Raw genomic sequence first — 26,091 nt, 5'->3', positions numbered from 1 at the left:
ATTCTAAACATTATTTTACAGTTAAAAGAAGATCATTAATATCACCATCTTTAATAGTAAGAATATACAAGTTACCATATATCTTTTCGTCTATTTGCTGATATTTATTTTTCTTTAAAAATGAATTTACCAAAGTAGGAGTAGAATTACTATGTCCTACAATAACTACATTTTTCCCTTTTGTAGCTTGTAAAAATTTGGCAACATCAAATTTACGTGGATTATATTTTTCTACTCTTACACGATTTTTAGTAGCAATAGGTTGTGCTGTTTGTATAGTTCTCTTGTAATCTGTAGATAATACCTTATCTATTTTATAATGCTGAAACATATCAGCCCATTCTTGTGCTCTTTCCTTACCTTTTGGAGTAAGGTCTGGATTTTTAACATTCAATACTTTTTCAGCATGACGAATAAAAAAGTATCTAGATGATTTTTGAGCAATTAAACTTGCTGGTAATCCTAATAAGAAGATGTATAAAAGTAATTTTTTCATAGAATAAAAATACAGTTTTTGTAGAACACTCATGCTTTTTTAACATCTATTAAGAGCTATAATTTATTAAAATATAGTTACAAGTTGTTTCAGGAATTATATATGAAGAAATGTGTTTTAGTGTAAGAAACTAAAGTTTTAGCGACCATTATTTAAGAATTTATTAATGAAATGTGATTGTAGTTAGTAATTCATAAAAAATAAAAGAGAAACTATTTTAGACTATAAATGCAAGAAATCAAATACCCAGAAATAAAACTCCATAAAGGTAAAGCTTTAGAACTTTCAGATTTTCGAGACATGGATTATTATGCTGTGAATCAATATGAATTACCTATTGAACTCATGATGGAAAATGCAGGGCTACATTTAGCATCAGTTGTGACTAGTAAAACTGATTTATCAAAGACAATTAAAATAGGTGTAGGAAATGGGAATAATGGAGGAGGAGGTTTAGTCGCTGCACGCAGATTAGCTTCTTGGGGTTATAAAGTATACATAGATGCATTCACAGAAATTACAAGAGAATTACCTTTATTACAATTAAAAAGAGCATTGAAGTTTGGTGTTAGTTTAGAAAACATATCAAATCCAGATGTATGGATCGACGCTTATTTAGGATTTTCTCAAAGACTACCTCTAAAAGAAGCATTAGAAACGAGAATAATTAAGGCAAATGAAAGCGACTGTCTTCAAATTTCATTAGATATTCCAACGGGTTTTTTAGGAGATATCAAAGTGAAATATTTTAAAGCAGATACAATATTATCACTGGCTGCACCAAAAAAAATAACATTCAATTTACCTGATAAAGTAGAATTACTAGTTGCAGATTTAGGAATTCCACATACCGTTTATAAAACATTTGGAGTGGAAATATTACCGTTTCATACTGGAAGAATTATAAAAATAGACAGGAGTTAAAAACCGAAAAATAAAACAATGGCAGATAAAAAAAGAAATTTTGAAGTACTTCAGAATAGAGCAATTAATAAATCTATTTCTTTTTCTAAAGAGGAACGTAAAGAATTAGGCTTACAAGGTTTACTTCCATACACAGTAGAAAAACAAGAAACCCAAGTAGAAAGAGTAATGGAAAGTATCAGACGCAAAGCTTTTGATATTGAAAAATATATTTTGTTATCTGCTTTACAAGATAGAGACGAACGTCTTTTTTATAAAGTAGCGATTCAGCATATAGAAGAAATAATGCCATTAATATATACACCAACAGTAGGGCAAGCAAGTACTGAGTTTTCTCATATTTTTAGGCAGCCAAAAGGTTTCTATATTACTCCTGAAGACAAAGGAAATATTCGTAAGAATCTCGATAATTGGCCAGAGGAAGATGTACGAATTATTGTAATTACTGATGGACAACGTATTTTAGGTTTAGGTGATTTAGGAGCAAACGGAATGGGAATTCCAATTGGAAAATTAGCTTTATATACTGCCTGTGCAGGTATTCCTCCTAATCAAGCTTTACCTGTAATGCTAGATGTAGGAACGAATAATGAAGATTTACTAGCTGATTCATTTTATATAGGGTATCCTAAAAAGAGATTAGAAGGAGAAGCTTATATGGAGTTAGTAGAAGAATTTGTGCTGGCAATTCAAGATAAATATCCAAAAGCATTAATTCAATTCGAAGACTTTTTAACACCCAATGCATTTGGATTATTACATAAATATAGAGATCGTGTTTTATGTTTTAATGATGATATTCAAGGAACAGCAGCAGTAGCTTTGGCTGGAGTGTATGCTTCTAGTAGAATTACTAAGATTCCATTTTCAGAACTAAAGATTATGTTTTTAGGAGCAGGATCTGCTGCTACTGGAATTGCAGATTTAATGGTAGCAGCATTTATGGAAGAAGGATTGAGCGAGGAAGACGCAAGAAAACATTTATGGTTTGTAGATTCTAAAGGATTAGTTGTGGCAGGAAGAGAACGTTTGAAAGAGCATAACTTACCATATGCACATGATTTTGAAGAACATGATTTTATAAGTGCTATAGATGCAGTTAAACCACATGTGTTAATAGGAGCAACAGGTTCTCCGGGAACTTTTACACAGGAAGTAATTGAGCACATGACGAGTATAAATGAACGTCCAGTAATTTTTGCATTGTCAAACCCAACTTCTAAAGCAGAATGTACAGCAGAACAAGCTTATACTTGGAGTGAAGGAAAAGCAGTGTTTTCCAGTGGAAGTCCGTTTGGAAAAGTAATATTCAAAGGAAAAGAATTTTATCCAGGACAAGGAAACAACGCATATATTTTTCCAGGATTAGGTTTAGGAGCATTAGCGATTCAAGCTAGAATTATTCCAGATGAATTGTTTTTAGTAGCAGCTAAAACACTAGCAAAATTGGTAACCGATAAAAATATTTCTGAAGGAGCTTTGTATCCTAGATTAACAGAAATTAGGTCATTGTCTTTATCTATAGCAATAGCTGTAGCAGAGAAAGCATATGAGTTAGATATAGCAGGAATAGAAAAGCCTAAAGATTTACAACAGTTTATTGAAAGCAAAGTGTTTGATCCAAAGTATTAGGAAAAGAAAAATATGTTTATGTAAATCATTATAGTAAAACGAGGTTTGTATTTAGGTGAAAAAAATTTCGATCATAATTCCTGTATATAACGAAGAAGAACATATTGAAAAAGTATTACTTCAAGTTATAAATAACTCTTCTACAAAGAATATTAAAGAAATTATAGTTGTTGATGGAGGTAGTACAGATACAACACCTAATATTGTGTCTAAGTTTAAAGAAGTTACTTATTACACTGCTGCAAAAGGAAGAGCAAAGCAATTAAATTATGGAGCTAAACTGGCTAGAGGAGAGCTGCTCTACTTTTTACATGGTGACTCTTTTCCTCCTCGTAATTTTGACGAAAAAATAATACATGAAATTCGAAATAATAATATTGGATGCTTCCGATTAAAGTTTGAAAATCCTAAGCATTATTTGTTGAAAATATCTCAATGGACAACACGATTAAATTATCAACTATTTCGAGGAGGAGACCAATCATTATTTATTAAAAAAGAAGATTTTAATAAGTTAGGTGGATTTAATGAAAATTACATTATCTATGAAGATATTGAGTTCATTAATAGGGTTTATAAATCTTATAACTTTAAAATAATCAAAGATTATATAATTACTTCAGAAAGAAGGTTTATAGAAAATGGTATATGGAAACTTCATTTTAATTTCTTGATGATTCATATAAAACATTGGTTAGGAGCAAGTCCTAAAACATTATTTCATTATTATTCGCGTAAAATCAAGTAAGTAAAACGAAGTCCAAAAATAAAAGAGTTTAATGCTGTACATCTAGTACATGTCTAACTTCTTTTTCTAACCATAAAAAAGGTAAATACTCTTTAAATTCAGGCAATGCATTATTATGGTAAGTATGCATATCCTTTTGTAATCGTTTCAGTCCTTTGTATAAATTATTTGAATTATCAATATTGTTTTTATGAAGGTTGTAAAAGCGTAAGTAAAAACCTAAAATATCTCGAACATCAAACTTAGGACCTTTATAACGTAAACTATTTTTCATATTTAAACACTCTCTATAAGCATCTTCATAATCGTTACGTAAATAGGAAACAATACTGTATAAAAAACGACAGATATACTTCTCATAATCAATTAAACTATTACACGTAGGAATAAATTCACAAAGCAAAGCTTCGTCCTTTAAAAAAGCATATAACATTAATTTTAAGAACTTAAGTTTTAATTGCAATGAATCTGAAACATGAGCAATATCACTTTCATAATAATGTATCTTTTCTAAAGCGGTATCGTAATTTTCTTGTCGAATTAAATTAGAAATATAATTAAATATTAAAGTAGCTTTTAAAGAAGCTTCTATACTATCTTCAACTTTTAAAAGCTCTTCATAAATCGTATTTGCTTTATCATACTGATCTGTTAATACATACTCATGAGCCAATGAAATATTACAAAACTGTTTTTCTTCTTCTATATTTTTAAAAGTTTCAGGAAGTTCATTTAAAAGGGAAATACATTTCTTTAAATGGGCAATATTATCGTCTATATTCTTACTAAATAACTCGTATTTATAAGTTAGATATACTTCATATAATTGATCATTTTCATTCAAGTAATTATAAGCTTCATTACTTTTTGAATCTGTATTAATAAGATTAGAAATTTGTTTTTTCTTAATTTCATTCTTGTATTGGTGATTTAGGTAAAAAGCTCCCAAATATGCCATTTGTAGCGATAATAAATTATCAGCGCTCTCAAAATTTCTAACCTTTGGAGTTAGATGATGCATATAATTGTTTATCTGTAAACTTGTAATAGAAGAAGCCATTAAGTAATCACCATCAGCCAAAGCGTGGTTTACAGATTCTGTATAATCTTTTTCTATAAGATGATATAACTTTAAGTGATCAAAAGACTTTAAAAGGAAATAATTATGAATGTTTAAATTGTTATTAATAGTCTCATGAAAACTTTCTTCAATTAAGAAGTCTTCTATTTTTCGAGTTAAATTTCGATATACATTACGCAGTAAATAATCTTTCTCTTCTGTATACGGATTATCATAAAGTTTTGTGAAAATCTCCTCTTTAGATAAGGAAGAAATATCACGATTAATAAGAAGTTCAAACAACTCTACGTATTTACTCTTATGCTCGTGGTTTAGCTTAAATTGCTGGCTAAGTTGATGGATTTCTGTTTTAGATAACGCAGTTATCAAATCAAATAATTTGTTACTTCTCATAATTTTTAATAATCACAAAGGCAGTTTTTTTATACTAAAAGATAAGTTTTTATTCTAATAACTTTGAGGTGAAACTACGAAAAGCAGTTGAAAGAGAAAGAAATTATTAACTAAAATGATTTTTTAAACGAAAAATAATTCAAAACTATAAAATGAATATAGAAGTAAATAAGAACTATAGAAATGTAATAAGCATTGAGCTTGTAGGCGAAAAAGTAACAAAAGAAAATATTGCGAAAATAGAAGAAACTGTTGCAGCATTGCACGAAAAAATAGATGATATTCATTTTATAATCCTAATAGGATCTGGATCTAGCATTAGTTTAAAAGCTATTTACGAAGTTTTAAAAATGGCTGTTAAAGAACATAAGTTTATACATAAAGTGGCCATTGTAGCGCATAGTAATTTTATAAAAGCAGGAGTAAAGTTAGACAACTTAACATTACCATGGCAAGAAAAGTATTTTGATATAGATGCTGTTAATGAAGCTTGGGATTGGGTAACTGTAGAATAAATAGTTGATCATATATCCTAAGATTATTAGTAACCCTAAAAGTTTAAAAAGTAAGACGAACAAAATAAATATGAAAACAAAAATAATTTTAACAGCCTTTGTTTTAGCATTTACAGTAGCTTGTAAAAACGAAAAAAAATCTAAAGAAGTTGAAGTAGAGGAAACGGTTATTACCGATGGAGAAGATACATTAGTAGAAGAAACAGTTACGCCAGTTGAAAATAATGAAAAGCACGAATGGAGTTATGAAGGTGAAAATGGTACACAGAATTGGCATAAAACGCATCAAGATTGTGGAGGAGATCATCAATCACCAATAGATATTGTAACAGAAGAAGCTGAGAAAGCTGATTTGGGAGAACCACATCCAAGTTATAAAGAAGAAACAATGATTCATAATGTGATTAATAATGGCCATTCAGTACAATTTAATTTTGAACCTGGTGATCATCACATTTTTAATGATGTAAGATATAACTTAAAACAAATTCACTTTCATGAACCTTCTGAACATACCATAAATGGTGTTAGATATCCTATGGTAATTCATTTAGTACATAAAAGTGAAGATGGTCAAATATTAGTTTTTGCAGTAATGGCAAAAGAAGGAGAGGGAAGTGCTCCATTTAATTTCTTAGAATCTTACTTGCCAATTAAAAAAGGAGAAACTAAAAAAGTAGGTAAAAACTTTAACTTACCTAGTATTTTACCAAAAGACAAAGGATATTACTACTACGTAGGATCTTTAACAACTCCACCATGTAGCGAAGGCGTAAACTGGATTGTATTCAAAAATCCAATCACGGTTTCTAAAGAACAAATAGAAAAAATGCATCAGTCATTACCAGATCATAATTACAGACCAGCGCAACCATTAAATGGACGTAAAGTACTTATGACTGAATAAAAAATATAAACCTAATCTGTTTTTGTGTTAATCGCTTTTATATAAAGCCCTTTTGGAAAACAAGGAATACGGATATATAATTAGACAATAAAGTTTGTGAATTGAGTATTGTAGTTTTAATTGTGTTTACATAAACTGGTTTAACTATTTATATAATCCCCTTGTTTTCTTCCCTTCCCTAAAAAGAAATCCATGCTCATGTGGATTTCTTTTCTTTTAGAATCAATTTTTATTTAAAAAGATAGATTATGTAAACTTATTGCATAAAAAAACTGTAGTAAGACATTACTACAGTTTTGTATTTATTGAGTTAATTTTTATTAACCGTTTTTTCCACCGTGACTATAACTTCCTGTTTCTTTTTCGGTTAATGATACCGAAACAGGATGTTGCTCAAAGTGTGCCAATGCACGTTTCATGTCATCTACTAAAAGATTACCCATGTCGTAGCTAAATCCATGTTTTACTAAAATACGTTGTATTACTAAATCAGTACGATTTTCTGGCATTGAATACGCAGGAACTAACCAACCACGCATACGTAAACGATCTCCAAAATCGTATAAATTAAAGTTTACATCTGCATCGTCTTTTAATTTCCATGATAATGCAGGAATTCCACCTTCACCGCCATAAATAATTTCGAAAGGTCCTAATTTTTCAATTTCTTTAGCTAAATACTGTGCTGTTTTATAACAAGCATTATGAATTGCACGATACCCTTCTTTTCCTAATCGGATAAAATTGTAATACTGTGCAATGATTTCACCACCAGGGCGAGAAAAGTTTAAGGCAAAAGTTGGCATATTTCCTCCTAAGTAGTTTACATTGAAAATTAAATCTTCTGGTAAGTTTTCTTTATCTCTCCAAATAATCCAACCGACACCTAGTGGAGATAAACCAAATTTATGTCCAGAAGTATTAATCGATTTTACACGAGGTAAACGGAAATCCCAAACTAAATCAGGATCTACGAATGGAGCAATAAAACCACCACTAGCTCCATCTACATGAATAGGAATATCTAAACCTGTTTCTTCTTGGAATTTATCTAAAGCATCGCTTACTGCTTTTACAGGTTCATATTGACATGTATAAGTTACTCCCAAAGTAGGAACTACACCAATGGTATTTTCATCACAACGTTTTAATACTTCTTCTGGAGACATTATTAAACGATCTTTTTCCATTGGAATTTCACGAATTTCAATATCCCAATAACGACAGAATTTATGCCAGCAAATTTGTACAGGTCCAGTTACTAAATTAGGTTTATCTGTAGGTTTACCATTTGCTTTTTGACGTGCACGCCATTTCCATTTTAAAGCCATTCCACCTAGCATAGCAGCTTCACTAGAACCTGTAGTTGAAGTTCCAATAGTATTGGCAGCATCCGGAGCATTCCAAAGGTCTGCTAACATATGCACACAACGGTTTTCAATTTCAGCAGATTGTGGATATTCGTCTTTGTCAATCATGTTTTTGTCCATGCTCTCAGCCATTAATTGTTGTACTTGTGGCTCTGTCCAAGTAGTACAAAAAGTAGCTAAATTTTGACGAGAATTTCCATCTAAAATTAATTCATCGTGTATCGCTTGATAAGTTGGTTGTGCTTCCGATTGATTTTCTGGAAACTTAAATTTCGGTAAGGTTTTTCGCATTTCCGATGTTGCATACGCATCATCTATTAAATCCTCAGCCAAATTGTTGGTATTATGTAATGCCATTTTGTTTCGATTTTTAAGATTGATATTATTAAGAAGCTTTCCAGCTTTTTTTTCTGAATTTATAAATAATAAAAGGAATTGCAACAAACACTAAAATTACGATTGTTAGCAATATAAAATATTGAGTTGTATTGGTTACAGGTAATGGAGTAGGAGGAATAAAGCCAATAAAGAAACAAGCTAATGCACATAAAGCTCCAATTCCACATACTAACCAAATACCAAATTTACCGCCAGGAACTTTATAGGCTCTATGAACATCTGGTTGAGTATAACGTAGTTTAATTGCTGAAGCAAACATAAGGATGTACATAATGCAGTATAAAATAACGGCAATTGCTGTTAAAATTAAAAACATACTATTTACATTACTGGTTACTAAGAATAATAAACCAATTAATGAAATAAAAATAGCTTGTCCAATAAGCATTCGCGTAGGTACTTCGTCTTTATTTACTTTTTGAAAATAAGTAGGTAAATTTCCTTGTATGCCTGCTGCCCAAAGCCCTTTTATTGGTCCTACAACCCAAGTGCTTACTTGTCCGGCAGCTCCCATAGCAATTAAAAAAGCTATAATAGGAATTATCCATTGTAAATGATATTCTGTAAGTACTAAGGAAAATGCTTGAATAGCTCCATTTACAGAATTTATTTCTTCTAGAGGTACAATAAATCCTACAGCAAAAGCACCAAATAAGGTTAATAAGAACCCAATGATAGCCGCAGCGAATAATGCTATAGGAAAATTACGCTGTGGATTTACTACTTCTTTTGCATGAGTAGCCGAAACTTCGATACCTACAAAACCAAAAACAAAGTTTAAAAATAAAATAAGAGCACCCGTATTGGTAATTGAAGGAACTAAATTGGCCTCTGTAAGTGATAAATCTATATGAATAGGATTGCCTTTTACTGCATAAATAATTCCAGCAATAATAAGTAAAACTGTAGGGAATAATACGCCTACATTCAAGGCAATACTAGAAATTTGTCCAGAACGCTTTGTCCCTTTAAAATTCATAAACGTAGCAACCCAATAAATTACTAGGATGCTAATTGTAATAAAGTATTTATTATTCCCAAGTTCTGGATTAAATGTGTATGCTAAGGTTCCACCTACATAGGCTAAAATACTTGTAATCCCAAAAATACTTTGTATCCATTGAAGCCAAACAGCTAAAAAGCCAGCTTTAGTACCAAAAGCGGCTTCTACCCAATGAAATACACCATTTTCTGGCCAACCTGTAGCTAGTTCTGCAGAAACCAATGCAATAGGAATTAGAAAAGCAAATACAGTAACAAAATTAAAAAAGACCATTTGCAAACCTGTTTGTGCCATTGCAGGCATATTACGCAAGGTCATAAACAAAGCAGCGGTCATAAATAATAAAGGGAGTACCGTAAGTTTTCCTGCGTTTGATGATTGATTTTTCATAATTATTTTAAGATCTTTTTGTTTAGATTTTATACGGATAACTTTAGTTTATTGTGTCCAAAAAATTTATTTAAAACGAGTTGTTGATATATAGTGACTACTGAAAATATTCCAGAAGCAATTGGTATAGTTTAAACTCATTATTATGTAATTTTTGTTTCTCTTCAAATCGTGAGGTCATGGTCTTTTATACTGTTTCAACAAATAAAAAGGCCTCATCAATTTCAGATAAATCAAAATAACGTTTCTCTCCAGTATGTGTTATTTTCTGAATAAGAGGAACCAAATGTGCTACAGTTTTAGAATGTGCAACTAAAGCTAAATGATGAACATGCTTAACATTATTAGCAATAAAATGTAAGTGTTCAAAGAATACATTTAAATGAACTTCAGGAATTTTGCCTTCATCCAACTTAATTAATAAATTAAGTTTATCGTAACTTTCTTCTAGTTTTTCTTTAAATAATTTACGTAAATACTGTTCATCAACTTCTGTAAAGCTTTCAAGAACATCTATGGCTATAATGTTACTTGAATACGTTTTTAATTGTATTAACATAGTAGAGTAGTTATGATTAGAATAAAACCATAGCAAGAGACTAATTATAAATGTCTTTTGCTATGGTTTTATATTGTTATATGCTATAGTTTTTTCGTTCAAACTGTATTTTATTGATGAATTGCTAACTGATTTTGTAGCTGTTGTACAGTTTTTTGTAAATGTTCTATTCGATTTCGCATTTGTTGAATGACTTCAATTCCTTCCATATTAATATTTAAATCGTAATGTAAACGAATTACACGTTCTATGACAGGCATATCTGTAATGGCAATGAATAGAATATTATCCTTTACGATGAAATCAATAATTTCAAATTCCTTTATTTGTGCAATAAAGCCGTTGTCTAGATTGTGGTGTAAACAAACGTCTTCAAATTTTATAAGTTGATGTGTTTCCATAACTTAGACTGTTTTAGATAATTTTACAAATAATTCACGCTGTTCGTCAGTCAAGTTACTAGGTATCTCAACAGTATAAGTTATGTAAAGGTTACCAAATTCACCTTCTTTTTTATACACAGGAAACCCTTTGCCTTTTAAACGAACTTTTGTGCCACTTTGAGTTCCAGCTTTTACGGTAAGTTTAACCTTATCAGTGAAGGTGTCTACAGTAACACTACCTCCTAGAACAGCTGTAAACAAATCAATAGTTTGTTCAGTATACAAATCAGCACCAACACGCTTAAATCGCATGTCTGGAGTAATATTAAAGGTAATGTATAAATCACCTTTTGGTCCACCATTTACACCTTCGCCACCATGTCCTTTAATTTTAATGGTTTGCCCATTTTCTACACCAGCAGGAATTGTAATACGAATTTTCTTATCGTTAATAGTGAGTATTTGTTTTTGCGCAGTATATACATCCTTATCCGTTAATTGTAGCGTAGCATTTACATCTTGTCCTCTAAACTTTGTAGATTGATATTGACTACGACCACTAGCTCCTCCAAACATTGAACTGAAAAAATCTGAAAAATCTTCTCCACCAAAATCTGAAGAAGAGTATTGTTGATAGGCTCCACTACCACCAAACCCTTGTGTATTTTGATGTGTTCCTCTTTTTTTAGCTTCTTCATACGCATCCGCATGTTGCCAATTTTCACCATACGTATCGTATTTTTTACGTTTTTCAGGATCGCTTAATACCTCGTTTGCTTCATTGATTTGTTGAAACTTCTTCTTAGCTTCCTCATCATTAGGATTTACATCTGGATGGTATTTTCTAGCAAGCTTTCTGTAGGCTTTTTTAATTTGTGCTTCGTTAGCGGTTTTATCAATTTCTAAAACCTTATAGTAATCTATAAATGCCATAGTACACAGGTTTTAAAGCAATACATTTTTCAACTTAAAAGAAGCGAAGGTTTGTACAACACCGTAAGCAATAAAAAACATTCCTAAAAGCACGGTAAGTTGAATTCCTGAAATTACGGGACTATTAATAATCATAAATCCAAAGATTAATGAAATAATTCCTAGGATATAAAACCATATCTTAAGTTTACCTAAGTGTTTTCCTAAAATAGAAGGAATAGAAACTTGAGATATTCCTAAAAAGATTACCCAAAATCCAACAAAATATGGTAGAATTTCCATAGTAAAGGTAGGGCTAGTAATAATTAAAAGTCCCAAAATAACATCGAGTAAACCTTCTATTAAATACCAACTTTTAGAATGATCGTTGTTTTTTTTAGCAAACAATGCATACAAATAAGAAATACCAGAGATTAATAAGAAGTAACCAATGTACAAGCCGCCTGTATACAATGCTTCAGCTGGATTATATAAAGCAATTACTCCAGCGATAATAAATAAAATTCCTTTTAAAGTGTTTACCCACCAATGATTTTTAATAGTGTTAGCTTCAGTAGTCATTATAATTTAAAGATTTAATTTGGTTGTTTGTTTTGTCAAGACCTATTTAAGCAGCATTGGATTCTGAATTAAGATAACTTTTATTGCAAAACTCGGTTGTTTTAGATTGCAAAAAAGTACTACTACAAATAGTTTTTTCTAGACAATATTTATGTTCCTTGATAAAAATAACGAATATTATGCAGACTAGTTAAAATGTTTTTTAGAGTAGATAACACATTTTGAGGCTATTTATACTAATACATTCTAGAAAACAAAAAGCCTTCCAGACGCGGAAGGCTTCAGTAAGATCTCTTCCGAGATCTCGGGGGAGGGAGGATACCATAAAATTATTAATATTATCCTTATTAGCTCAAGGAAAAACACCTTTTCAATTAAGAATTTATTTTTAGGAGAGAATATCTAAAAATAATCTCTAAAAAAAATCTTTTGTAAGTAGTTGAAAAATAAGGAATAGTTAATATTTATGTTAAAAAAAATAAAATTCAGGGTTTTATCTACAAAATTTTTATTTTCATCAAATTATATTTGACCAACCATTTAAATTAATCAACTTAACCCCCGAAATACAGAGTTGAGTTAGTAGAACCTTTTAAAAATGAAAGTTTTTGTTACAGACGACCACGATCTAATCTTTAGTGCTTATGAAAGTTTATTGAAGTCTTATGGCCATACAATGGTAGGAGCTTCTAAAACTGGACAAGGACTTATAGATTGGCTAGAGAACAATACTTGTGACATAATTCTGTTAGATTTATCTATGCCTGAAATGAACGGTATAGATGTTTTAAAAGAATTATTTGACAATGAATACGTACCAAATATTATTATTGTTTCTGGCTCTTATGATGTAAAACAAATACAAGAATCTATTTTGTTAGGAGCAAAAGGGTTTATTTTGAAATCTGAAGTTCAAAATGTATTGGGAGAGGCATTGGAAAAAGTAAACCATGGCCGAAAATTTTTCTCAGATACCATTGTGGACGAAATCATTTTACGGCAGCTTGAGGAGGACAACATGATCACATTTGAGGATATTTTATCTGACAGAGAAGCACAGGCATTACAGTTAATGACTGAAAACTTTGATACAGATGAAATATGTGAAGAAATGGAAATCACAAAAAGCTCTTTTCATACGCTAACTGCCAGAATGCGAGATAAAATTGGCGTACGAAAAAACATTAGGCTAGTAGTACTAGCCATAAAACATAGGTTTAATTTTAGGTAATTAACACAAGGAAACCTATACAAAAACAAGAAACTTAAATATTATAATTTTAGTGGTTTAACTTAAAAATCACTAAAAATGAAAACGTTATTTAAAATTTTTGTAGTAATTGTATTAGTAGTAGGTTTAACTTCTTGTGGAAACAACAACGAAGTAGTAACACAAAATGGAGAAATCATTCAAGTTGACCAATTCGGAATCGATAAAGGTGACGGAACAGCGCCAAACAATTCGGGAACAGGAGAAGATCCAGAGGCCGATGACGAATAATTTGAAATTACTGAAATATATATTGTTAGGAATACTTTTTGCAAGTCTCCTTTACGCGTTTGAGTTTTTCGAAAAGTCAAGTGAAGAATATATCCTTGCTAAAAAGGAGTATTTGGAAATGAAATCGGCAAATAAAGAAGCATTAACTGATGTGAAAAAAGTTGCAATAGGAACAACTCAATATGAAAAATATACTAGCGTAAATAATGATTATAAGAAATCCACAGAAAAATATAAAGAGGCAATAAAGCAGGAAAAAGTGTTTGGATTTGATAATTTTCAGATTTTTGCCTTTAACCTGTTTCCCATAATATCATTGCTTATATACTTTATTCTGAATTTATATAAAAGTTTTAAAAATGAACCTAAAAACTTAGGAATAAAGTTTATTCATGGAGTTTTTATAACATTTGCATTTTTTAAGCTATTTTGGATTTTCAAAACATTTCAAGACTTTAGTAAACCAACTTACTATTTAATGACAATTTTTTCAGCATATTTTGTTGCTTTAGGTGTTTATTTGATAAATAGACAACAAGTTAGGAGAAGTAATAAAATCAAGAAGAAATTGTTAAAAGTGTCGTATCATGCGCTTAAAAATGTAAAGGAAGAAAAGCTAGAAGAAATGGCGAAAGTAATAGAAAAACCTATGTAATAACAATTACAAAAGACAACCTTAAAAAGCTTTGCTGAACGGTAGCAAAGCTTTTTTTAACCATGCTAAAAAGCAATTCGTCTATACTTTTGAACCGTTTAACGTTTCATAACATAAGTTAAACTAAAGATTTCACGAAATCGATATATAAAAAGTAAATTGCAGTTTAGCCACCTAAAAAATCAAAAATGCAAAACAAGTTAACTATATTGTTAATTGAAGACGACCAAATTGAGGTAATGAAATTTAATAGGATTCTAACAAAAATGGAATCGAAGCATAATGTTATAGAAGCAAATAATGGAGAAGAAGCTTTAGATTTTCTTTTTAAGAAAGAAAATTTACCCAATATTATCTTACTAGACTTAAATATGCCAAAAGTTAACGGTATAGAATTTTTAAAAGTTTTAAAAAACGACGACGTCTTAAAATACATCCCAACCATAGTATTAACAACTTCTAACAACCATAAAGACATACTCGAATGCTATAAAATTGGTATAGCTGGTTATATGGTAAAACCATTAAAGTACGAAGACTATAAAAATAAACTGATAAAATTATTATCTTACTGGAGCGTTAATGAATTGATTACGGTTTAATAATTTTAGTCATAACCAAGCTTATAGCAACTACTTACATTAGAATTTAAACTTGTTAATTCTTTCATTTCATAAGCATAAGAATTTTTAATAAAGAATTTCCATAGTTCTTAAAACTAAAAGTTTATGGACGAGAATGAAATTATAAGTTTAAAAGAGGCTTTAGAAGAAGAGCGCAAAGCTCGGAAATTAGCAGAAAGTAAACTTGAGAAACTAGAGAAAAAAACATTAAAGCTCAAAGCAGATAAAAAAGCGTTAAAAGAACGTGTACTTCAAAAAAAATCGGAGTTAAAAGGTGTATTTGAAAACATTAACGATGCATTTGTACACATAGACCTTAATGGGAATGTGATAAAAATGAATGATGTTGCAAATACAGTTTTTGGTTATGAGTTTGATAAAAATAATCCTCTTAATTTAATGAAGCTGGTACACCCAGCAGATTATAAATACACGCTAGAAGCATTTCAAAAATTAGTTAAAGATGGGTTCTATTCTAAATATAGATCTAGAATTATAACTAAAGACCAAACTGTAAAAATGCTGGAAGTAAACTGTAGTTTGGTATACGATAAAGAAGGAGAAGTAATAGGAGCGCAAGGTATTGCAAGAGATATTACACAAGAAATAGAGGTGCAGGAGTTAATGGGTGAGCAGAAGAAACAATTAGATATTATTTTTAATAATTCTCCTATTGGAATTGCACTATCTCAAGAAAAAGATGAAGACTTTTTACTCGTAAATAAAGCATTAACTGAAATGCTAGGATATACGTTTGAAGAACTAAAAAAGTTGAAAGTAGATCAATTTACGCATCCAGATGATCGATTTAGATCTAAAGAATTGAGAGATCGATTGTCTTCTGGAAAATTAGAGCGTTTTGATTTAGAAAAAAGATATATACGAAAAAACGGAGAAGTACTTTGGGCTAAAACAGTAGTACAAGCAGTTAGGAGTAAAGATGGAAAAGTGAAATTCCAAGTAGCCATTGTAGAAGATATCACCGAAAATAAGTTAGCAAAAGAACAATTAATTGAATCGCAAAATAGATTATCGTCTTTAGTATCTAATTTAGATAGTGGTGTATTGCTAGAAGATGAAAAAAGAGAAATTAGCATTACAAACAAAAAGTTTTGTGATATATTTTCATTAGACATTTCGCATGAAGAACTTATAGGAAAGAATTGTTTAAAACTATTAGATGAATCAAAAAGCTATTTTGAAAATCCTGAAAAAATAATTACTAGAATTAATAAGCTGGTAAAAGATAAAAAAGTAGTTTTAGGGGATGAGTTAAGATTGATAGATGGAAGAATTTTAGAAAGAGATTATATTCCAATTGCTCAGAATAAAGAATATAAAGGACATCTTTGGACTTATAGAGATGTGACGTTGTCTAGAAACTACAGAAAGAGTTTAGAAGCACATAAAAAGCGTTATAGCAATATTATAGCAAATTTAAAACTAGGATTAGTAGAGTTAGATAGTCATAATAAAGTGCTTTCTGCTAATAAGAGTTTTATGAAGATGACAGGGTATGATGAAGATGAAATAACAGGAAAAGACATTAGAATTCTCTTTAGAAAAGAAAAAATTAAAGATCTGATTCAAAAGAGAAATATAGAAAGAAAACAAGGCAAATCTGGATCGTATGAGTTTAAATTTATAAATCATACAAACGAAGAAAAAGTTATCTTAGTAAGTGCTGCACCTAATTTTGATATTGGAGGAGAAATAATAGGATCTATAGGAATTATTTTAGATATTACAGATATCAAAAAGCTAGAGTCCCAAAAAGAAAAATTATTAAAAACTTTAGAGCGGAGAAATACAGAATTAGAAGAATATGCTCATATTGTATCTCATGATTTAAAATCGCCACTTCGAAGTATTTCAGCATTAACAAGTTGGTTAAAAGAAGATCATGGAGAAGCGCTTGGAGGAGATGGTATAAGAAATGTAGATCTAATTCAGGAAGTTGTAGAGAAAATGGAACGTTTAATTAACGATATCCTGAATTATTCAAGTATTAATAATAATACAGCTAGTAATGAGGAAGTAAATACATTAGAAGTTGTAAAAGAAATCAAGAAAATACTATATGTGCCTAAGCATATAAAAATTAATATCAGCAATAAATTACCTGTAATAAAAGCAGATAAAATTAGAATACAACAGCTTTTTCAAAATCTAATGGGGAATGCTGTAAATTATATAGATAAAGAAAAAGGAATTATAAATATAGATTGTAAAGAGAAGAAACATTCACGTATATTTAGCATACAAGACAATGGTGTAGGAATACCTAAAGAATATCATAAAAAGATATTTGAAGTTTTTGAATCATTAGGAGATCATAAAGACTCAACAGGAATAGGCTTATCTATTGTTAAAAAAATTGTAGATGTATATGATGGAAAAATTTGGCTAGAAAGTGAAGAAGGAAAAGGAACGACGTTTTTTATTGAATTTAAAAAATAATAACCATATGTTACAAGAAGCCCCGAATCTTAACTACATCCATGAGCTCTCTGGAGGAGACAAAGAATTTGAAGATAAAATGATTTCAATCTTAAAAGAAGAGCTGCCAGAAGAAATAAAACAGTATAAAATTACTGTGGAAATGAATGTTTTAAAACAAACTGCAGAAATCGTTCATAAACTTAAACATAAAATTAGTATTTTAGGCTTAGAAAAGTCATATGATTTTGCTGTTCAATATGAAAAAGAACTGCTTCAAGGAAGCGATAGTAAGCATAATGATTTTCTAGAGATATTAAATACAATGTCGAACTTTTTAGCTATATAAGTACATAAAACAAAACCTCCTGTTAAATGAATTGTTTAATCATTGATGACGAGACAGCTGCAAGAACAATTATAGAGCAGCTTTGTAAGAGTGAAGGCTCTTTAAACGTAATAGAACAATTTTCTAATGCAATACAAGCAATCAAATTTTTAAACCAGAATGAAGTAGATCTAATTTTTTTAGATATTCACATGCCAGATTTTACTGGTTTTGATTTAATACAAACTTTAAAAAAACCACCTAAGGTAATTTTAACTACATCAGATGCAAAATTTGCAATAGATGCTTTTGAATACGAGTGTATTGTAGATTATTTGGTAAAGCCAGTTACATTACCTAGATTTTTAAAAGCTATAGATAAAGCAAAAAAGTTTACAATAGGTTCAAAAGAAGAGAATGCTTTAAACAATACAAATAGCGAAGAAGCAAAAGAAGAAGATTCTCAACTATATGTAAATATAGATAGAAGGTTAATTAAAATAGAAATCCCTAGTATTTACTTAGTAGAAGCAAAAGGAGATTATATTTTAATAAAAACCGACAAGCAAAACTACACGGTACATTCAACACTAAAGAAAATAGAAGAGAAGCTACCGAAAGATTTATTTTTAAAAGTCCATAGGTCTTATATTATCAACCTTAAAAGAATTATAGATATAGAAGACAATAGCGTTTTAATAGCCAAAGATGTGGTACCAGTAAGTAGATCTAACAGATCTGAGCTTATGAAACGCTTAAATTTATTGTAGTTTTATGTCTAGTAATCAGTAGTTTAATTCAAAACAAAACCCATTCATCGTTTGTTTTATTCATTTAGTCTACAGTTAGTAGTACTGTAGCGAATGTTTTCTTGTACGCTAAAGTTACGTCGTAACTTTGTAGTGTAATTAAGATTGAAAATAGTTTTAAATACATAAAAAGTACAAAACATTCTGAGAAAATAGTTTTGTTTTTCATTTTTTGAATTCCCCAATTTTCAAAAGTGAAGGTTTTAGATTTATTTGGTTGATTAATATTAAGCCCTTTTGTGATACTTCAAAGCAATCGGGTTTTTTTTATGGAATAAAATCAACTATTTGTAAACGGTTAAAGGTTGATTTAAAAGTACTACAGTCATTTTAGAATAAGCTTCACATTCATGTATAGCTGTTTACTTTATTGAATAAGTACTAGATAAAATCAACTCATCGAACCATTAATACCGTTAATCTACAATTCTAAGAAGGCATAACGAAAATCCCTTAAAACACTGAAGAAACAAGATATCTTTGAAGTGTAGTTAAGTTTTAAGTTTTAGTTTTTTTCATTTAAAAATGCACTTCATTAAATTGAAGGTTTTTAGATTTATTTGGTTGATTAAGAATCCTTTTGCAGAACTCAAAATGCAGAAGGATTCTTTTTGGTTTATAGGTTAACTATCGACGAATGGAATAATTGTTTCAGTTCGTCGACGATTTCAAACAAGTAGTCTACAGTTAAAGACCGAATAACGAAAGGTTTTATAAAAAAGAGAGAAAAGAAATATCTTTGAAGTGTAGTTAAGTTTTTTAAATACATAAGTACGTAAAAGTACATAGTTTTGTTTTTTCATTTTTGAAAAATCACACTTCATAAAAAATTGAAGGTTTTTAGATTTATTTGGTTGATTAAAATCCTTTTACATCCCCAATATGTAAAAGGGTTTTTTCTTTTTATAGTGTTTTAAAAACATTAGTTTTAGAGCTAAGTAACCATTTTAAACGTAAACCTATTTCTGTAAATGAAAAACCTGCTGCCGTAGCAGAAGCAATATTAGTATACTGTCCATAAGCATTCATTAACAATCTATCAGAAAATTTATATCCAATTTTAGTTTGTATTCTATAAGTTAATTGCTTGTCGTCATTTTCAATTTTTTGTAAACCTAAAGCACCACCAGCATGATAAAACCATTGTTTTTCTTTACTGCTATTTTCATCTTTTAAGAGTTCTACAAATAATTCCATATTATTAAATTGACTGGGGCTAAAATAAATAGTTGGAACTTGATCTTTAAACGTAATAAATTGATAGTTTATACCTCCTTTAATTACAGGATTTTCTTTAAAAGTATAATATAATGAAGTAAAGAATAAATGTCTTGCATTATTGTCATTTTGAGTAGTGTAAAAATACTGTGTATACAAACCTACATTTAAGTGTGTGTTTAAATTATAGTTCATAAATAAATTATCGCTTACAATTTTTCGTTCTAATAAATCAGCATTAAAATTCTCAAGCTTTTTTAAATAACCAACTTCAACTTGATGTAGCGGAAAAGGTTTTGCACTTACAGAAACATTCATTAAAAATTGATTGTACGTAGTTGTTTGCGAGGTTACATTATCTATTCCTATAGCAGATTTTAGATAAGTACCAGGAAATAATAAATAATTAGCGCCAAGTTTTATATGATGTGAACTTGCGGTATTTTTAGTAATAGTATTTTCGGTGTGTTTAGAAGAATAATCACCAATTAAAGAGAAACGGGTGCTTAATGGAAATGTAAGTGTAGTGGCAGAGGTAATTGCATTATTGTTTCCACTATCAAAGTTATAAGCCACTTTTTGTTCTAGAGATGGAGTAAACTTTAAGATGAGCTTTTTTTTAAGCCCAAGCGCATCTTTTTGATCCTTAAAAACTTCTAATGTTTTTTCTGTAGCAGCATACGACCCTAAAAAGTCATCATTAGCAAATAAAGCGTTAGCTAACCCTAAATTTCCGTCAAAAGATTTAGAATCGTTCTCCAATATTTTTTTATACGTGGTAATACTTTTATCAAACTTACTCATATAAATATTAGCGGTAGCAGAAAGTGCTAAAACCCAATTTTCATTGGGGTATTTTTTATCCAAATCACTAATAAGTACATTGGCCTTAGAAAACTTTTTATTCCAAATTAATGCTTGGATATAACGTTCTACAGCACTTTTGTAAAGACTTTCATTGTTAATTATCGTTACTTTTTCCATAGCATTTTTAGCAATGGCTAAAGCTTCGGTATCATTTTTTTCAAGATGACTAACTAAAGCCAAACCAATAAGCGAACGAATTTCATCTTCTTTAGAAGTATTTAAAGCTTTATAAGCAATTTTGGCTTTTTCAAAATCCTTCATAATAATATAAAGATTAGCCATTTGTAATAATGTGTTACTATCTTTTGGAAAATCAATTAAATTTTCCTCTAATAATGGGACTGCTTTTTCAAAATCTTCATGTTGTTGTAGTAAATAAGCATAACCTAATCGAATGTATTTTTTAGAAAGCATAGCATTAGGGTTACCAGGAGAAACAGTTAATGCTTTGTTTACATAAATAAGCGCATTTTGGTATTCTTTTAAGTTTGAGAGTGTATTAGCATAACCTAATAAAGCAGGAAAGCTTTTAGGATGAGCATGTACTAATTTTGCGTAATACGTTTTTGCTTTTGAAAATTCACTGTTCCATAAAAGAGATTCCGCATAATTCAATTGAATCTCCAAATCGTCAGGAAATTCTTTTAGCAGAGAAGTAAAGATTTCATTTGCTTCTTTAGGTGTTCCACTTAATCCAACAGCTCTACCATAACACAGTCTGGCTGTTTTGTTTGTAGGATACTCCTTTAAAATAGTTTGAAAAAAGTTTTTAGCTTCAAGAAAGTCACCATTTTCTAATAGTTTAAAGCCTTTATTCATGTCCTGGGCGAATAAACTTTGTATAGAAAATAAGAAGCATATGGTAAAAAGGGGGAGGGACCTCATAAACTAATTATTTTTAAATTATAATAAGATTTTGTTTTAAATATAAACTATATAAAACAATCTTTTAGTCTGAAAAACAAAAAGTTTTATTGGTTAAACTAATAGAATTCCGTAAATTACGAAAAACTTAACCCCCCGAAAGTTTGAAATTTTTTAACTACCAAAAGCTAACTCCCGAAAGGGTGTTCATGCTAAGTGCACTTATTGTAAATGCTGGAAACTATTTGTACAATCTACTTGTGGGAAGAATACTTGGTCCCAGTAAGTTTGCAGATGCGGCTATTTTAATTACTTTTTTGTTGGTACTGTCATTTATAGCAATGACATTTCAGTTAGTAACAGCCAAATATACTGTACTATTCGATGGTGAAGCTTATAAAAATTTTATGAGTTACATTCTTAAAAGAACATTGTTGCTAGGAGTTGTGTTAGGTTTGATAATAGTGTTGTTTTCTAAGCAATTGCAACAGGTTTTTAATACCAATACAGCTAGTATGTTTACTGTTTTTGGGATTGGAGTTCCTATATATTTCTTAATGAGTGTAAATAGAGGAATCTTTCAAGGAAGTAAACAGTTTACAAAATTGGCAATTACATATCAGGCAGAAATGCTGAGTAGGTTACTCATAACATTATTATTGTTATATGTTTTTGTCAAGAATGAATCTTCTGTATTAATTGCTATAGGAATTCTAATTTCTTTAGTTTTTAGTTTGTTACCTTTTAATAAGGATATTACGGTACAAAGTCAAAATGATTTAAGTAAGAAAAATAAGAACATTGTAATTAAGTTTTTAATACTAACTGCTTTCTATGAGTGTACGCAAATCATTATAAATAATAGCGATATTTTATTAGTAAAACATTATTTTGATAATTACCAAGCAGGATTATACGCGTCTTTAGCTTTAATTGGTAGAGTAGTGTATTTTATTGCTTGGATGTTTGTAATGTTACTATTACCTACAGTGGTAAATAAAGAGAAAGAAGGTTTACCACATCGTAATGTACTACTAAAATATGTAGGTTACATTACTGTATTATCTGCTTGTATTGTAGTGGTAAGTTATTTATTTCCAGTATTTGTAGTAAACGTTTTATTTGGAGAAGCTTATATAGCTATAGCTCCGCTGCTATGGAAATATGCTTTAGCAACCTCTGTTTTTGCTATTTCAAATGTTTTTGCATACTATTTTTTATCTATAGACAAATATATCCCCGTAATTATAACAGGTATTTTAGGAATAACCCAAGTGTTGTTAATCGTATATTTTCATACTTCTTTAGAAGAAGTTGTAATTGTACAAATTATAGCTATGGTATTACTTTTAGTAATACAATTATTATTCTTTTATGGCAATACTTTTATCAAACGTAAAAAATTAAACGATATATAATTACGCATAAACTAAAGATTAATTCGAGTTATCGATTTCTTAGCTAGTTGTGTAAATTAAAGAAAGATATTTAATCATGGCATTCATTAGCACTGTTTGTTATGGTTTGAGCTCGACCAATTTCTACTCATAAACTACAGCGTAGTAGAAATGGTATTTTTTAATAACATAAATACATAAACAGATGAAATTAGCTATTGTTACTGCATTTCCCCCGAGTAAAGTAACGCTAAATGAATACGGGTATCATTTAGTGAAACAATTTAGATTAAAAGACAAAATAGAAGAACTGATCTTGCTAACAGACGAAGCTGTAACTCCAGAAGATGTATATTTTGAAGAAGAAGGCTGTAAAATTACTGTAAAAAATTGTTGGAAGTTTAATAGTTATAGGAACATTCTAACAGTAAATAAAGCAGTGAATGAAACTAAACCAGACGCTATTCTATTTAATTTACAATTTTTAAAATTTGGAGATAAAAAAATCCCAGCAGCCTTAGGATTAATAATGCCTTATGTTTGTAAGACCAAAAAAATCCCAACAATTGTACTGCTGCATAATATTTTAGAACAAGTAGATTTAAACAGTGCTGGATTTACAAAGAATAAATTACTTCAAAAAATATATGGAACAATAGGAACGGTATTGACTCGTTTTTTACTTTCTGCAGATTTAGTAGCACTTACAATCCAGAAATTTGTAAATACATTAAAAGAAAAGTACAATACCAATAAAGTAGTATTAATACCACACGGAACTTTTGAAACACCACCACAACCAGATTTCAGTTTGCCACCAGGACCAAAAAAAATAATGGCATTTGGGAAGTTTGGAACCTATAAAAAAGTAGAAGTAATGATAGAGGCAGTTGAAGAAGTAAGAAAAAGTATATCACAAGAACTAGAAATTGTGGTTGCGGGTACAGATAGCCCAAACACGCCAGGATATTTAGAAGAAATGAAGCAAAAGTATGCTCATGTATCAGGATTACATTTTACAGGTTATGTAGCTGAAGAAGATGTTCCAAAAATCTTTGGAGAAAGTGCGGTAGTCATTTTTCCTTATACTTCTACTACAGGAAGTTCAGGAGTATTACACCAAGCAGGAAGTTATGGAAAAGCGGTTATTATGCCTAATCTAGGTGATCTTACAGATCTTATTCAAGATGAAGGCTATAGAGGAGAGTTTTTTGAAGCCGATGATGTTGCGTCTTTAGCTAAAGCAATTAAAAAAGTGGTAGAAGACGATGTATATAGATTAGAACTTGCTAAAGCAAATTATAAAGCAGCCTCTTCTTTACCAATGTCTGAAATTGCAGAAATGTATCTTAGCTACTTCGATCAGATAAAGCAAAAGAAGTTAATAAAAGTGCCAGGATAAATAAAGATTCCAAGTTATTGATATAGTAATTTTACGAATTACATGAATAACTTAAATAGAGAGGGAGGAATACTTTATGTGTATAATTGCAAAGAAAAAGAAAAGAGGTGTTTAAGAGAGAAATAAACTTACATTGCAATTCAAAAAAATTAGCGCTCACTAGAAATATATTGATATGAAGGCTTCTTCTTACCGTTCTTATCTATAAATCCAAAATGTTTTTGTTTGTTCCTTTTCCAAGGCATTCTACCAGCAACAGAAGTAGGAATTTTTTTGAAATCATATAAGGTCCATGATAAATGAGAAATATTGTGTTTAGAAAAATAAGCTTGCATTTTTTTATGGTACGTAGCTTGTGATTCTTTAGAATGTCCTAAAAATAAATTCCAAATACTATTATAAGATGGCACACCAAACTCTTCTAGAAGTATTGGCTTTGTAGTTGTTTTCTGTAAAGTAGCTAAATCATTTTCAAAATTGTCATTAAAATGATGAAAAGAAACAATGTCTACATAATCAGTAAGATTTTGTGCCGCTTGAAAGTTAGACCATCCGATGGTAATTAAATGATTGGGATCATATTTTCTAATTTCTTTAATGATGTATTCCAACCATTTTAAAACATTTCTTTTACCTCTATTTTCAAAATCTAAATTCGGCTCGTTTTTCACGTCCCAAGCAATAATAGTAGTATTGTTTTTAAATGTAGAAACTATTTTTTCGGCATGTCTATGTGTAAGAGTCCAATCTTGAACAGCATAATCGCCATAAAAATCGAATAAAGTTACAATTACTTTTAGATTGTGTTTTTTAGCAAGATCAATAGTGTTTTTGAGCTTTTTAAGCTTTTCCTCTATAATATTAGCTTTGCCAAAATCTTCATATTGTACAAAAATCCGAATGGTATTTAAACCTAGGCTATTAATTAATTCAAAGTCTTTATCAATAATATCAGTATCGAAAGCTTTTCCAAACATATCCCATGGAGTTTTCTGCGGATAATAATTAATACCATTTATAATAAAAGGTTTTCCTTGTAAAAGTATAGTATCATTTTTTACACGAGCAAAAGATGAGTGTTTTTGTTCTGGAAGCGTTCCTGTATTTTGTTCTTTTACTAAATGACGAATTCGCCAGAAACCATCTTCTAATAGCATCATGACTTTATAAGTAGAAACAAGTTCGGTTTCAAAAACAAATTTTTTATCCTTAAAAGTACGTTGATATTCCAATACATTTTCATCTGTAAAAGCAATCAATTGTCCATCGGCACTATAAAACTCTAATTTAGGATTATGAAATAATGTGGTGGTTTGAACATTAATGTTGTGTCTCTTATTGTAGTTTATTGTATTATGTAGGTTTTTTTGAACACTATCTGTATAATAATCTTTTACTCCATACGGACTATTTTCTTGATAAGCTATATTTTTTATGTGCCAAGCATTTAAATAATCTTTTTGAATTTCCTTTAAAGTTTGTTTTTCCATAGGACGCCCAGGATTCTCTAAAGAACTCCATTCGATTTTTGGTAGATATACATCCACACTTTCTATAGGTAAATGAAGGATAGAAGCTCTTTCAGCTCCTGTATTCATAAAAGACCATACCAAACTAATTCCAAAAATGCTTATAGAGCAAAGAAAGATAAATGAAATTACAAGGGTTATTTTATATTTAATGGGAGTGTTCAT

General features: G+C 29.8%; 25 protein-coding genes. 14 read left to right on the top strand and 11 right to left on the bottom strand.

Annotated elements, in window-relative coordinates:
- Positions 1 to 10 precede the first annotated feature (10 nt).
- Complete coding sequence (locus ACKTTC_RS06105; RefSeq protein WP_408038914.1) at positions 11 to 496, bottom strand: phosphoglycerate mutase family protein; 486 nt, start codon at positions 494 to 496, stop codon at positions 11 to 13.
- A 228-nt stretch (positions 497 to 724) separates the two neighbouring features.
- Between ACKTTC_RS06105 and ACKTTC_RS06100 the strand changes: the two genes are divergently transcribed.
- The 3 genes from ACKTTC_RS06100 to ACKTTC_RS06090 are packed head-to-tail and all read left to right on the top strand — an operon-like array spanning position 725 to position 3,800.
- Positions 725 to 1,420 carry an NAD(P)H-hydrate epimerase gene (locus tag ACKTTC_RS06100; RefSeq protein WP_408038913.1) on the top strand — a complete coding sequence of 232 codons (696 nt, stop codon included), beginning with the start codon at positions 725 to 727 and terminating at the stop codon, positions 1,418 to 1,420.
- Positions 1,421 to 1,438: 18 nt separating this feature from the next.
- Positions 1,439 to 3,052, top strand: a complete 1,614-nt coding sequence (locus tag ACKTTC_RS06095; protein WP_408038912.1) for an NAD-dependent malic enzyme — start codon at positions 1,439 to 1,441, stop codon at positions 3,050 to 3,052.
- A 55-nt stretch (positions 3,053 to 3,107) separates the two neighbouring features.
- Entirely contained in the window at positions 3,108 to 3,800 is a 693-nt protein-coding gene (locus ACKTTC_RS06090) for a TIGR04283 family arsenosugar biosynthesis glycosyltransferase (RefSeq protein ID WP_408038911.1), read from the top strand.
- Between the two features lie 28 nt (positions 3,801 to 3,828).
- Here ACKTTC_RS06090 and ACKTTC_RS06085 read toward each other — a convergent pair whose 3' ends face one another.
- Positions 3,829 to 5,274, bottom strand: a complete 1,446-nt coding sequence (locus ACKTTC_RS06085) for a hypothetical protein (protein WP_408038910.1) — start codon at positions 5,272 to 5,274, stop codon at positions 3,829 to 3,831.
- A 152-nt stretch (positions 5,275 to 5,426) separates the two neighbouring features.
- On the opposite strand from ACKTTC_RS06085, the gene ACKTTC_RS06080 reads away from it, so the two are divergent.
- Together ACKTTC_RS06080 and ACKTTC_RS06075 are read left to right on the top strand one after the other, a co-directional pair.
- A complete protein-coding gene (locus ACKTTC_RS06080; RefSeq protein WP_408038909.1) occupies positions 5,427 to 5,789 on the top strand; it encodes a SpoIIAA family protein in 363 nt (120 codons plus the stop codon).
- A gap of 70 nt (positions 5,790 to 5,859) precedes the next feature.
- Positions 5,860 to 6,696, top strand: a complete 837-nt coding sequence (locus ACKTTC_RS06075) for a carbonic anhydrase (protein WP_408038908.1) — start codon at positions 5,860 to 5,862, stop codon at positions 6,694 to 6,696.
- A 320-nt stretch (positions 6,697 to 7,016) separates the two neighbouring features.
- Here ACKTTC_RS06075 and ACKTTC_RS06070 read toward each other — a convergent pair whose 3' ends face one another.
- From ACKTTC_RS06070 to ACKTTC_RS06045, 6 genes are all read right to left on the bottom strand, one after another.
- Positions 7,017 to 8,423: a glutamate decarboxylase gene (locus tag ACKTTC_RS06070; protein WP_408038907.1), complete on the bottom strand. Its 1,407-nt coding sequence runs from the start codon at positions 8,421 to 8,423 to the stop codon at positions 7,017 to 7,019.
- A 28-nt stretch (positions 8,424 to 8,451) separates the two neighbouring features.
- On the bottom strand, positions 8,452 to 9,858 hold the full coding sequence (locus ACKTTC_RS06065) for an APC family permease (RefSeq protein WP_408038906.1): 1,407 nt from the start codon (positions 9,856 to 9,858) through the stop codon (positions 8,452 to 8,454).
- Between the two features lie 187 nt (positions 9,859 to 10,045).
- The gene (locus tag ACKTTC_RS06060) at positions 10,046 to 10,417 is read right to left on the bottom strand and encodes a SpoIIAA family protein (protein ID WP_408038905.1); all 372 of its coding nucleotides are present in this window, start codon (positions 10,415 to 10,417) and stop codon (positions 10,046 to 10,048) included.
- A 110-nt stretch (positions 10,418 to 10,527) separates the two neighbouring features.
- Positions 10,528 to 10,818 carry a chaperone modulator CbpM gene (locus ACKTTC_RS06055; RefSeq protein ID WP_408038904.1) on the bottom strand — a complete coding sequence of 97 codons (291 nt, stop codon included), beginning with the start codon at positions 10,816 to 10,818 and terminating at the stop codon, positions 10,528 to 10,530.
- 3 nt (positions 10,819 to 10,821) lie between these two features.
- A complete protein-coding gene (locus ACKTTC_RS06050; RefSeq protein ID WP_408038903.1) occupies positions 10,822 to 11,733 on the bottom strand; it encodes a DnaJ C-terminal domain-containing protein in 912 nt (303 codons plus the stop codon).
- Positions 11,734 to 11,745: 12 nt separating this feature from the next.
- The gene (locus ACKTTC_RS06045) at positions 11,746 to 12,294 is read right to left on the bottom strand and encodes an HdeD family acid-resistance protein (protein ID WP_408038902.1); all 549 of its coding nucleotides are present in this window, start codon (positions 12,292 to 12,294) and stop codon (positions 11,746 to 11,748) included.
- A gap of 598 nt (positions 12,295 to 12,892) precedes the next feature.
- Here ACKTTC_RS06045 and ACKTTC_RS06040 point away from each other — a divergent pair.
- The 7 genes from ACKTTC_RS06040 to ACKTTC_RS06010 all read left to right on the top strand — a co-directional run bounded on the left by ACKTTC_RS06040 (position 12,893) and on the right by ACKTTC_RS06010 (position 18,610).
- A complete protein-coding gene (locus tag ACKTTC_RS06040) occupies positions 12,893 to 13,525 on the top strand; it encodes a response regulator (protein ID WP_408038901.1) in 633 nt (210 codons plus the stop codon).
- 78 nt (positions 13,526 to 13,603) lie between these two features.
- Positions 13,604 to 13,795: a hypothetical protein gene (locus tag ACKTTC_RS06035; protein ID WP_408038900.1), complete on the top strand. Its 192-nt coding sequence runs from the start codon at positions 13,604 to 13,606 to the stop codon at positions 13,793 to 13,795.
- Positions 13,734 to 14,450, top strand: a complete 717-nt coding sequence (locus tag ACKTTC_RS06030) for a hypothetical protein (RefSeq protein WP_408038899.1) — start codon at positions 13,734 to 13,736, stop codon at positions 14,448 to 14,450. Before ACKTTC_RS06035 ends, ACKTTC_RS06030 begins: the two co-directional genes overlap by 62 nt.
- 188 nt (positions 14,451 to 14,638) lie before the next feature.
- Positions 14,639 to 15,052 carry a response regulator gene (locus ACKTTC_RS06025; protein WP_408038898.1) on the top strand — a complete coding sequence of 138 codons (414 nt, stop codon included), beginning with the start codon at positions 14,639 to 14,641 and terminating at the stop codon, positions 15,050 to 15,052.
- 126 nt (positions 15,053 to 15,178) lie between these two features.
- The gene (locus tag ACKTTC_RS06020) at positions 15,179 to 17,533 is read left to right on the top strand and encodes a PAS domain S-box protein (protein ID WP_408038897.1); all 2,355 of its coding nucleotides are present in this window, start codon (positions 15,179 to 15,181) and stop codon (positions 17,531 to 17,533) included.
- Positions 17,534 to 17,540: 7 nt separating this feature from the next.
- The gene (locus tag ACKTTC_RS06015; RefSeq protein WP_408038896.1) at positions 17,541 to 17,861 is read left to right on the top strand and encodes an Hpt domain-containing protein; all 321 of its coding nucleotides are present in this window, start codon (positions 17,541 to 17,543) and stop codon (positions 17,859 to 17,861) included.
- A gap of 26 nt (positions 17,862 to 17,887) precedes the next feature.
- Entirely contained in the window at positions 17,888 to 18,610 is a 723-nt protein-coding gene (locus ACKTTC_RS06010) for a LytR/AlgR family response regulator transcription factor (protein ID WP_408038895.1), read from the top strand.
- Positions 18,611 to 18,674: 64 nt separating this feature from the next.
- On the opposite strand, the gene ACKTTC_RS06005 is transcribed toward ACKTTC_RS06010, so the two are convergent.
- Complete coding sequence (locus tag ACKTTC_RS06005; protein ID WP_408038894.1) at positions 18,675 to 18,818, bottom strand: hypothetical protein; 144 nt, start codon at positions 18,816 to 18,818, stop codon at positions 18,675 to 18,677.
- A gap of 734 nt (positions 18,819 to 19,552) precedes the next feature.
- Positions 19,553 to 21,553 (bottom strand): tetratricopeptide repeat protein, encoded by a 2,001-nt coding sequence (locus ACKTTC_RS06000; RefSeq protein WP_408038893.1) that lies wholly within the window; start codon positions 21,551 to 21,553, stop codon positions 19,553 to 19,555.
- Positions 21,554 to 21,807: 254 nt separating this feature from the next.
- Between ACKTTC_RS06000 and ACKTTC_RS05995 the strand changes: the two genes are divergently transcribed.
- Entirely contained in the window at positions 21,808 to 23,016 is a 1,209-nt protein-coding gene (locus ACKTTC_RS05995) for an MATE family efflux transporter (RefSeq protein WP_408038892.1), read from the top strand.
- A gap of 184 nt (positions 23,017 to 23,200) precedes the next feature.
- Positions 23,201 to 24,397 (top strand): glycosyltransferase, encoded by a 1,197-nt coding sequence (locus tag ACKTTC_RS05990; protein ID WP_408038891.1) that lies wholly within the window; start codon positions 23,201 to 23,203, stop codon positions 24,395 to 24,397.
- Positions 24,398 to 24,546: 149 nt separating this feature from the next.
- Here the strand turns inward: ACKTTC_RS05990 and ACKTTC_RS05985 are convergent, their stop codons facing one another.
- Entirely contained in the window at positions 24,547 to 26,091 is a 1,545-nt protein-coding gene (locus ACKTTC_RS05985) for a cellulase family glycosylhydrolase (RefSeq protein ID WP_408038890.1), read from the bottom strand.

The organism is Tenacibaculum amylolyticum, assembly GCF_964511145.1.
GTDB classification, from domain to species: Bacteria; Bacteroidota; Bacteroidia; order Flavobacteriales; family Flavobacteriaceae; genus Polaribacter; species Polaribacter amylolyticum.
The sequence above is the reverse complement of the archived record's forward strand: the minus strand, read 5'-3'. Positions and strand labels throughout refer to the sequence as shown.

Coding starts and splice junctions, on each gene's coding strand:
- ACKTTC_RS06105 (WP_408038914.1), bottom strand. CDS start 496: ATGAAAAAATTACTTTTATACATCTTCTTATTAGGATTACCAGCAAGT.
- ACKTTC_RS06100 (WP_408038913.1), top strand. CDS start 725: ATGCAAGAAATCAAATACCCAGAAATAAAACTCCATAAAGGTAAAGCT.
- ACKTTC_RS06095 (WP_408038912.1), top strand. CDS start 1,439: ATGGCAGATAAAAAAAGAAATTTTGAAGTACTTCAGAATAGAGCAATT.
- ACKTTC_RS06085 (WP_408038910.1), bottom strand. CDS start 5,274: ATGAGAAGTAACAAATTATTTGATTTGATAACTGCGTTATCTAAAACA.
- ACKTTC_RS06080 (WP_408038909.1), top strand. CDS start 5,427: ATGAATATAGAAGTAAATAAGAACTATAGAAATGTAATAAGCATTGAG.
- ACKTTC_RS06075 (WP_408038908.1), top strand. CDS start 5,860: ATGAAAACAAAAATAATTTTAACAGCCTTTGTTTTAGCATTTACAGTA.
- ACKTTC_RS06070 (WP_408038907.1), bottom strand. CDS start 8,423: ATGGCATTACATAATACCAACAATTTGGCTGAGGATTTAATAGATGAT.
- ACKTTC_RS06065 (WP_408038906.1), bottom strand. CDS start 9,858: ATGAAAAATCAATCATCAAACGCAGGAAAACTTACGGTACTCCCTTTA.
- ACKTTC_RS06060 (WP_408038905.1), bottom strand. CDS start 10,417: ATGTTAATACAATTAAAAACGTATTCAAGTAACATTATAGCCATAGAT.
- ACKTTC_RS06055 (WP_408038904.1), bottom strand. CDS start 10,818: ATGGAAACACATCAACTTATAAAATTTGAAGACGTTTGTTTACACCAC.
- ACKTTC_RS06050 (WP_408038903.1), bottom strand. CDS start 11,733: ATGGCATTTATAGATTACTATAAGGTTTTAGAAATTGATAAAACCGCT.
- ACKTTC_RS06045 (WP_408038902.1), bottom strand. CDS start 12,294: ATGACTACTGAAGCTAACACTATTAAAAATCATTGGTGGGTAAACACT.
- ACKTTC_RS06040 (WP_408038901.1), top strand. CDS start 12,893: ATGAAAGTTTTTGTTACAGACGACCACGATCTAATCTTTAGTGCTTAT.
- ACKTTC_RS06035 (WP_408038900.1), top strand. CDS start 13,604: ATGAAAACGTTATTTAAAATTTTTGTAGTAATTGTATTAGTAGTAGGT.
- ACKTTC_RS06025 (WP_408038898.1), top strand. CDS start 14,639: ATGCAAAACAAGTTAACTATATTGTTAATTGAAGACGACCAAATTGAG.
- ACKTTC_RS06020 (WP_408038897.1), top strand. CDS start 15,179: ATGGACGAGAATGAAATTATAAGTTTAAAAGAGGCTTTAGAAGAAGAG.
- ACKTTC_RS06015 (WP_408038896.1), top strand. CDS start 17,541: ATGTTACAAGAAGCCCCGAATCTTAACTACATCCATGAGCTCTCTGGA.
- ACKTTC_RS06010 (WP_408038895.1), top strand. CDS start 17,888: ATGAATTGTTTAATCATTGATGACGAGACAGCTGCAAGAACAATTATA.
- ACKTTC_RS06005 (WP_408038894.1), bottom strand. CDS start 18,818: ATGAAAAACAAAACTATTTTCTCAGAATGTTTTGTACTTTTTATGTAT.
- ACKTTC_RS06000 (WP_408038893.1), bottom strand. CDS start 21,553: ATGAATAAAGGCTTTAAACTATTAGAAAATGGTGACTTTCTTGAAGCT.
- ACKTTC_RS05995 (WP_408038892.1), top strand. CDS start 21,808: ATGCTAAGTGCACTTATTGTAAATGCTGGAAACTATTTGTACAATCTA.
- ACKTTC_RS05990 (WP_408038891.1), top strand. CDS start 23,201: ATGAAATTAGCTATTGTTACTGCATTTCCCCCGAGTAAAGTAACGCTA.
- ACKTTC_RS05985 (WP_408038890.1), bottom strand. CDS start 26,091: ATGAACACTCCCATTAAATATAAAATAACCCTTGTAATTTCATTTATC.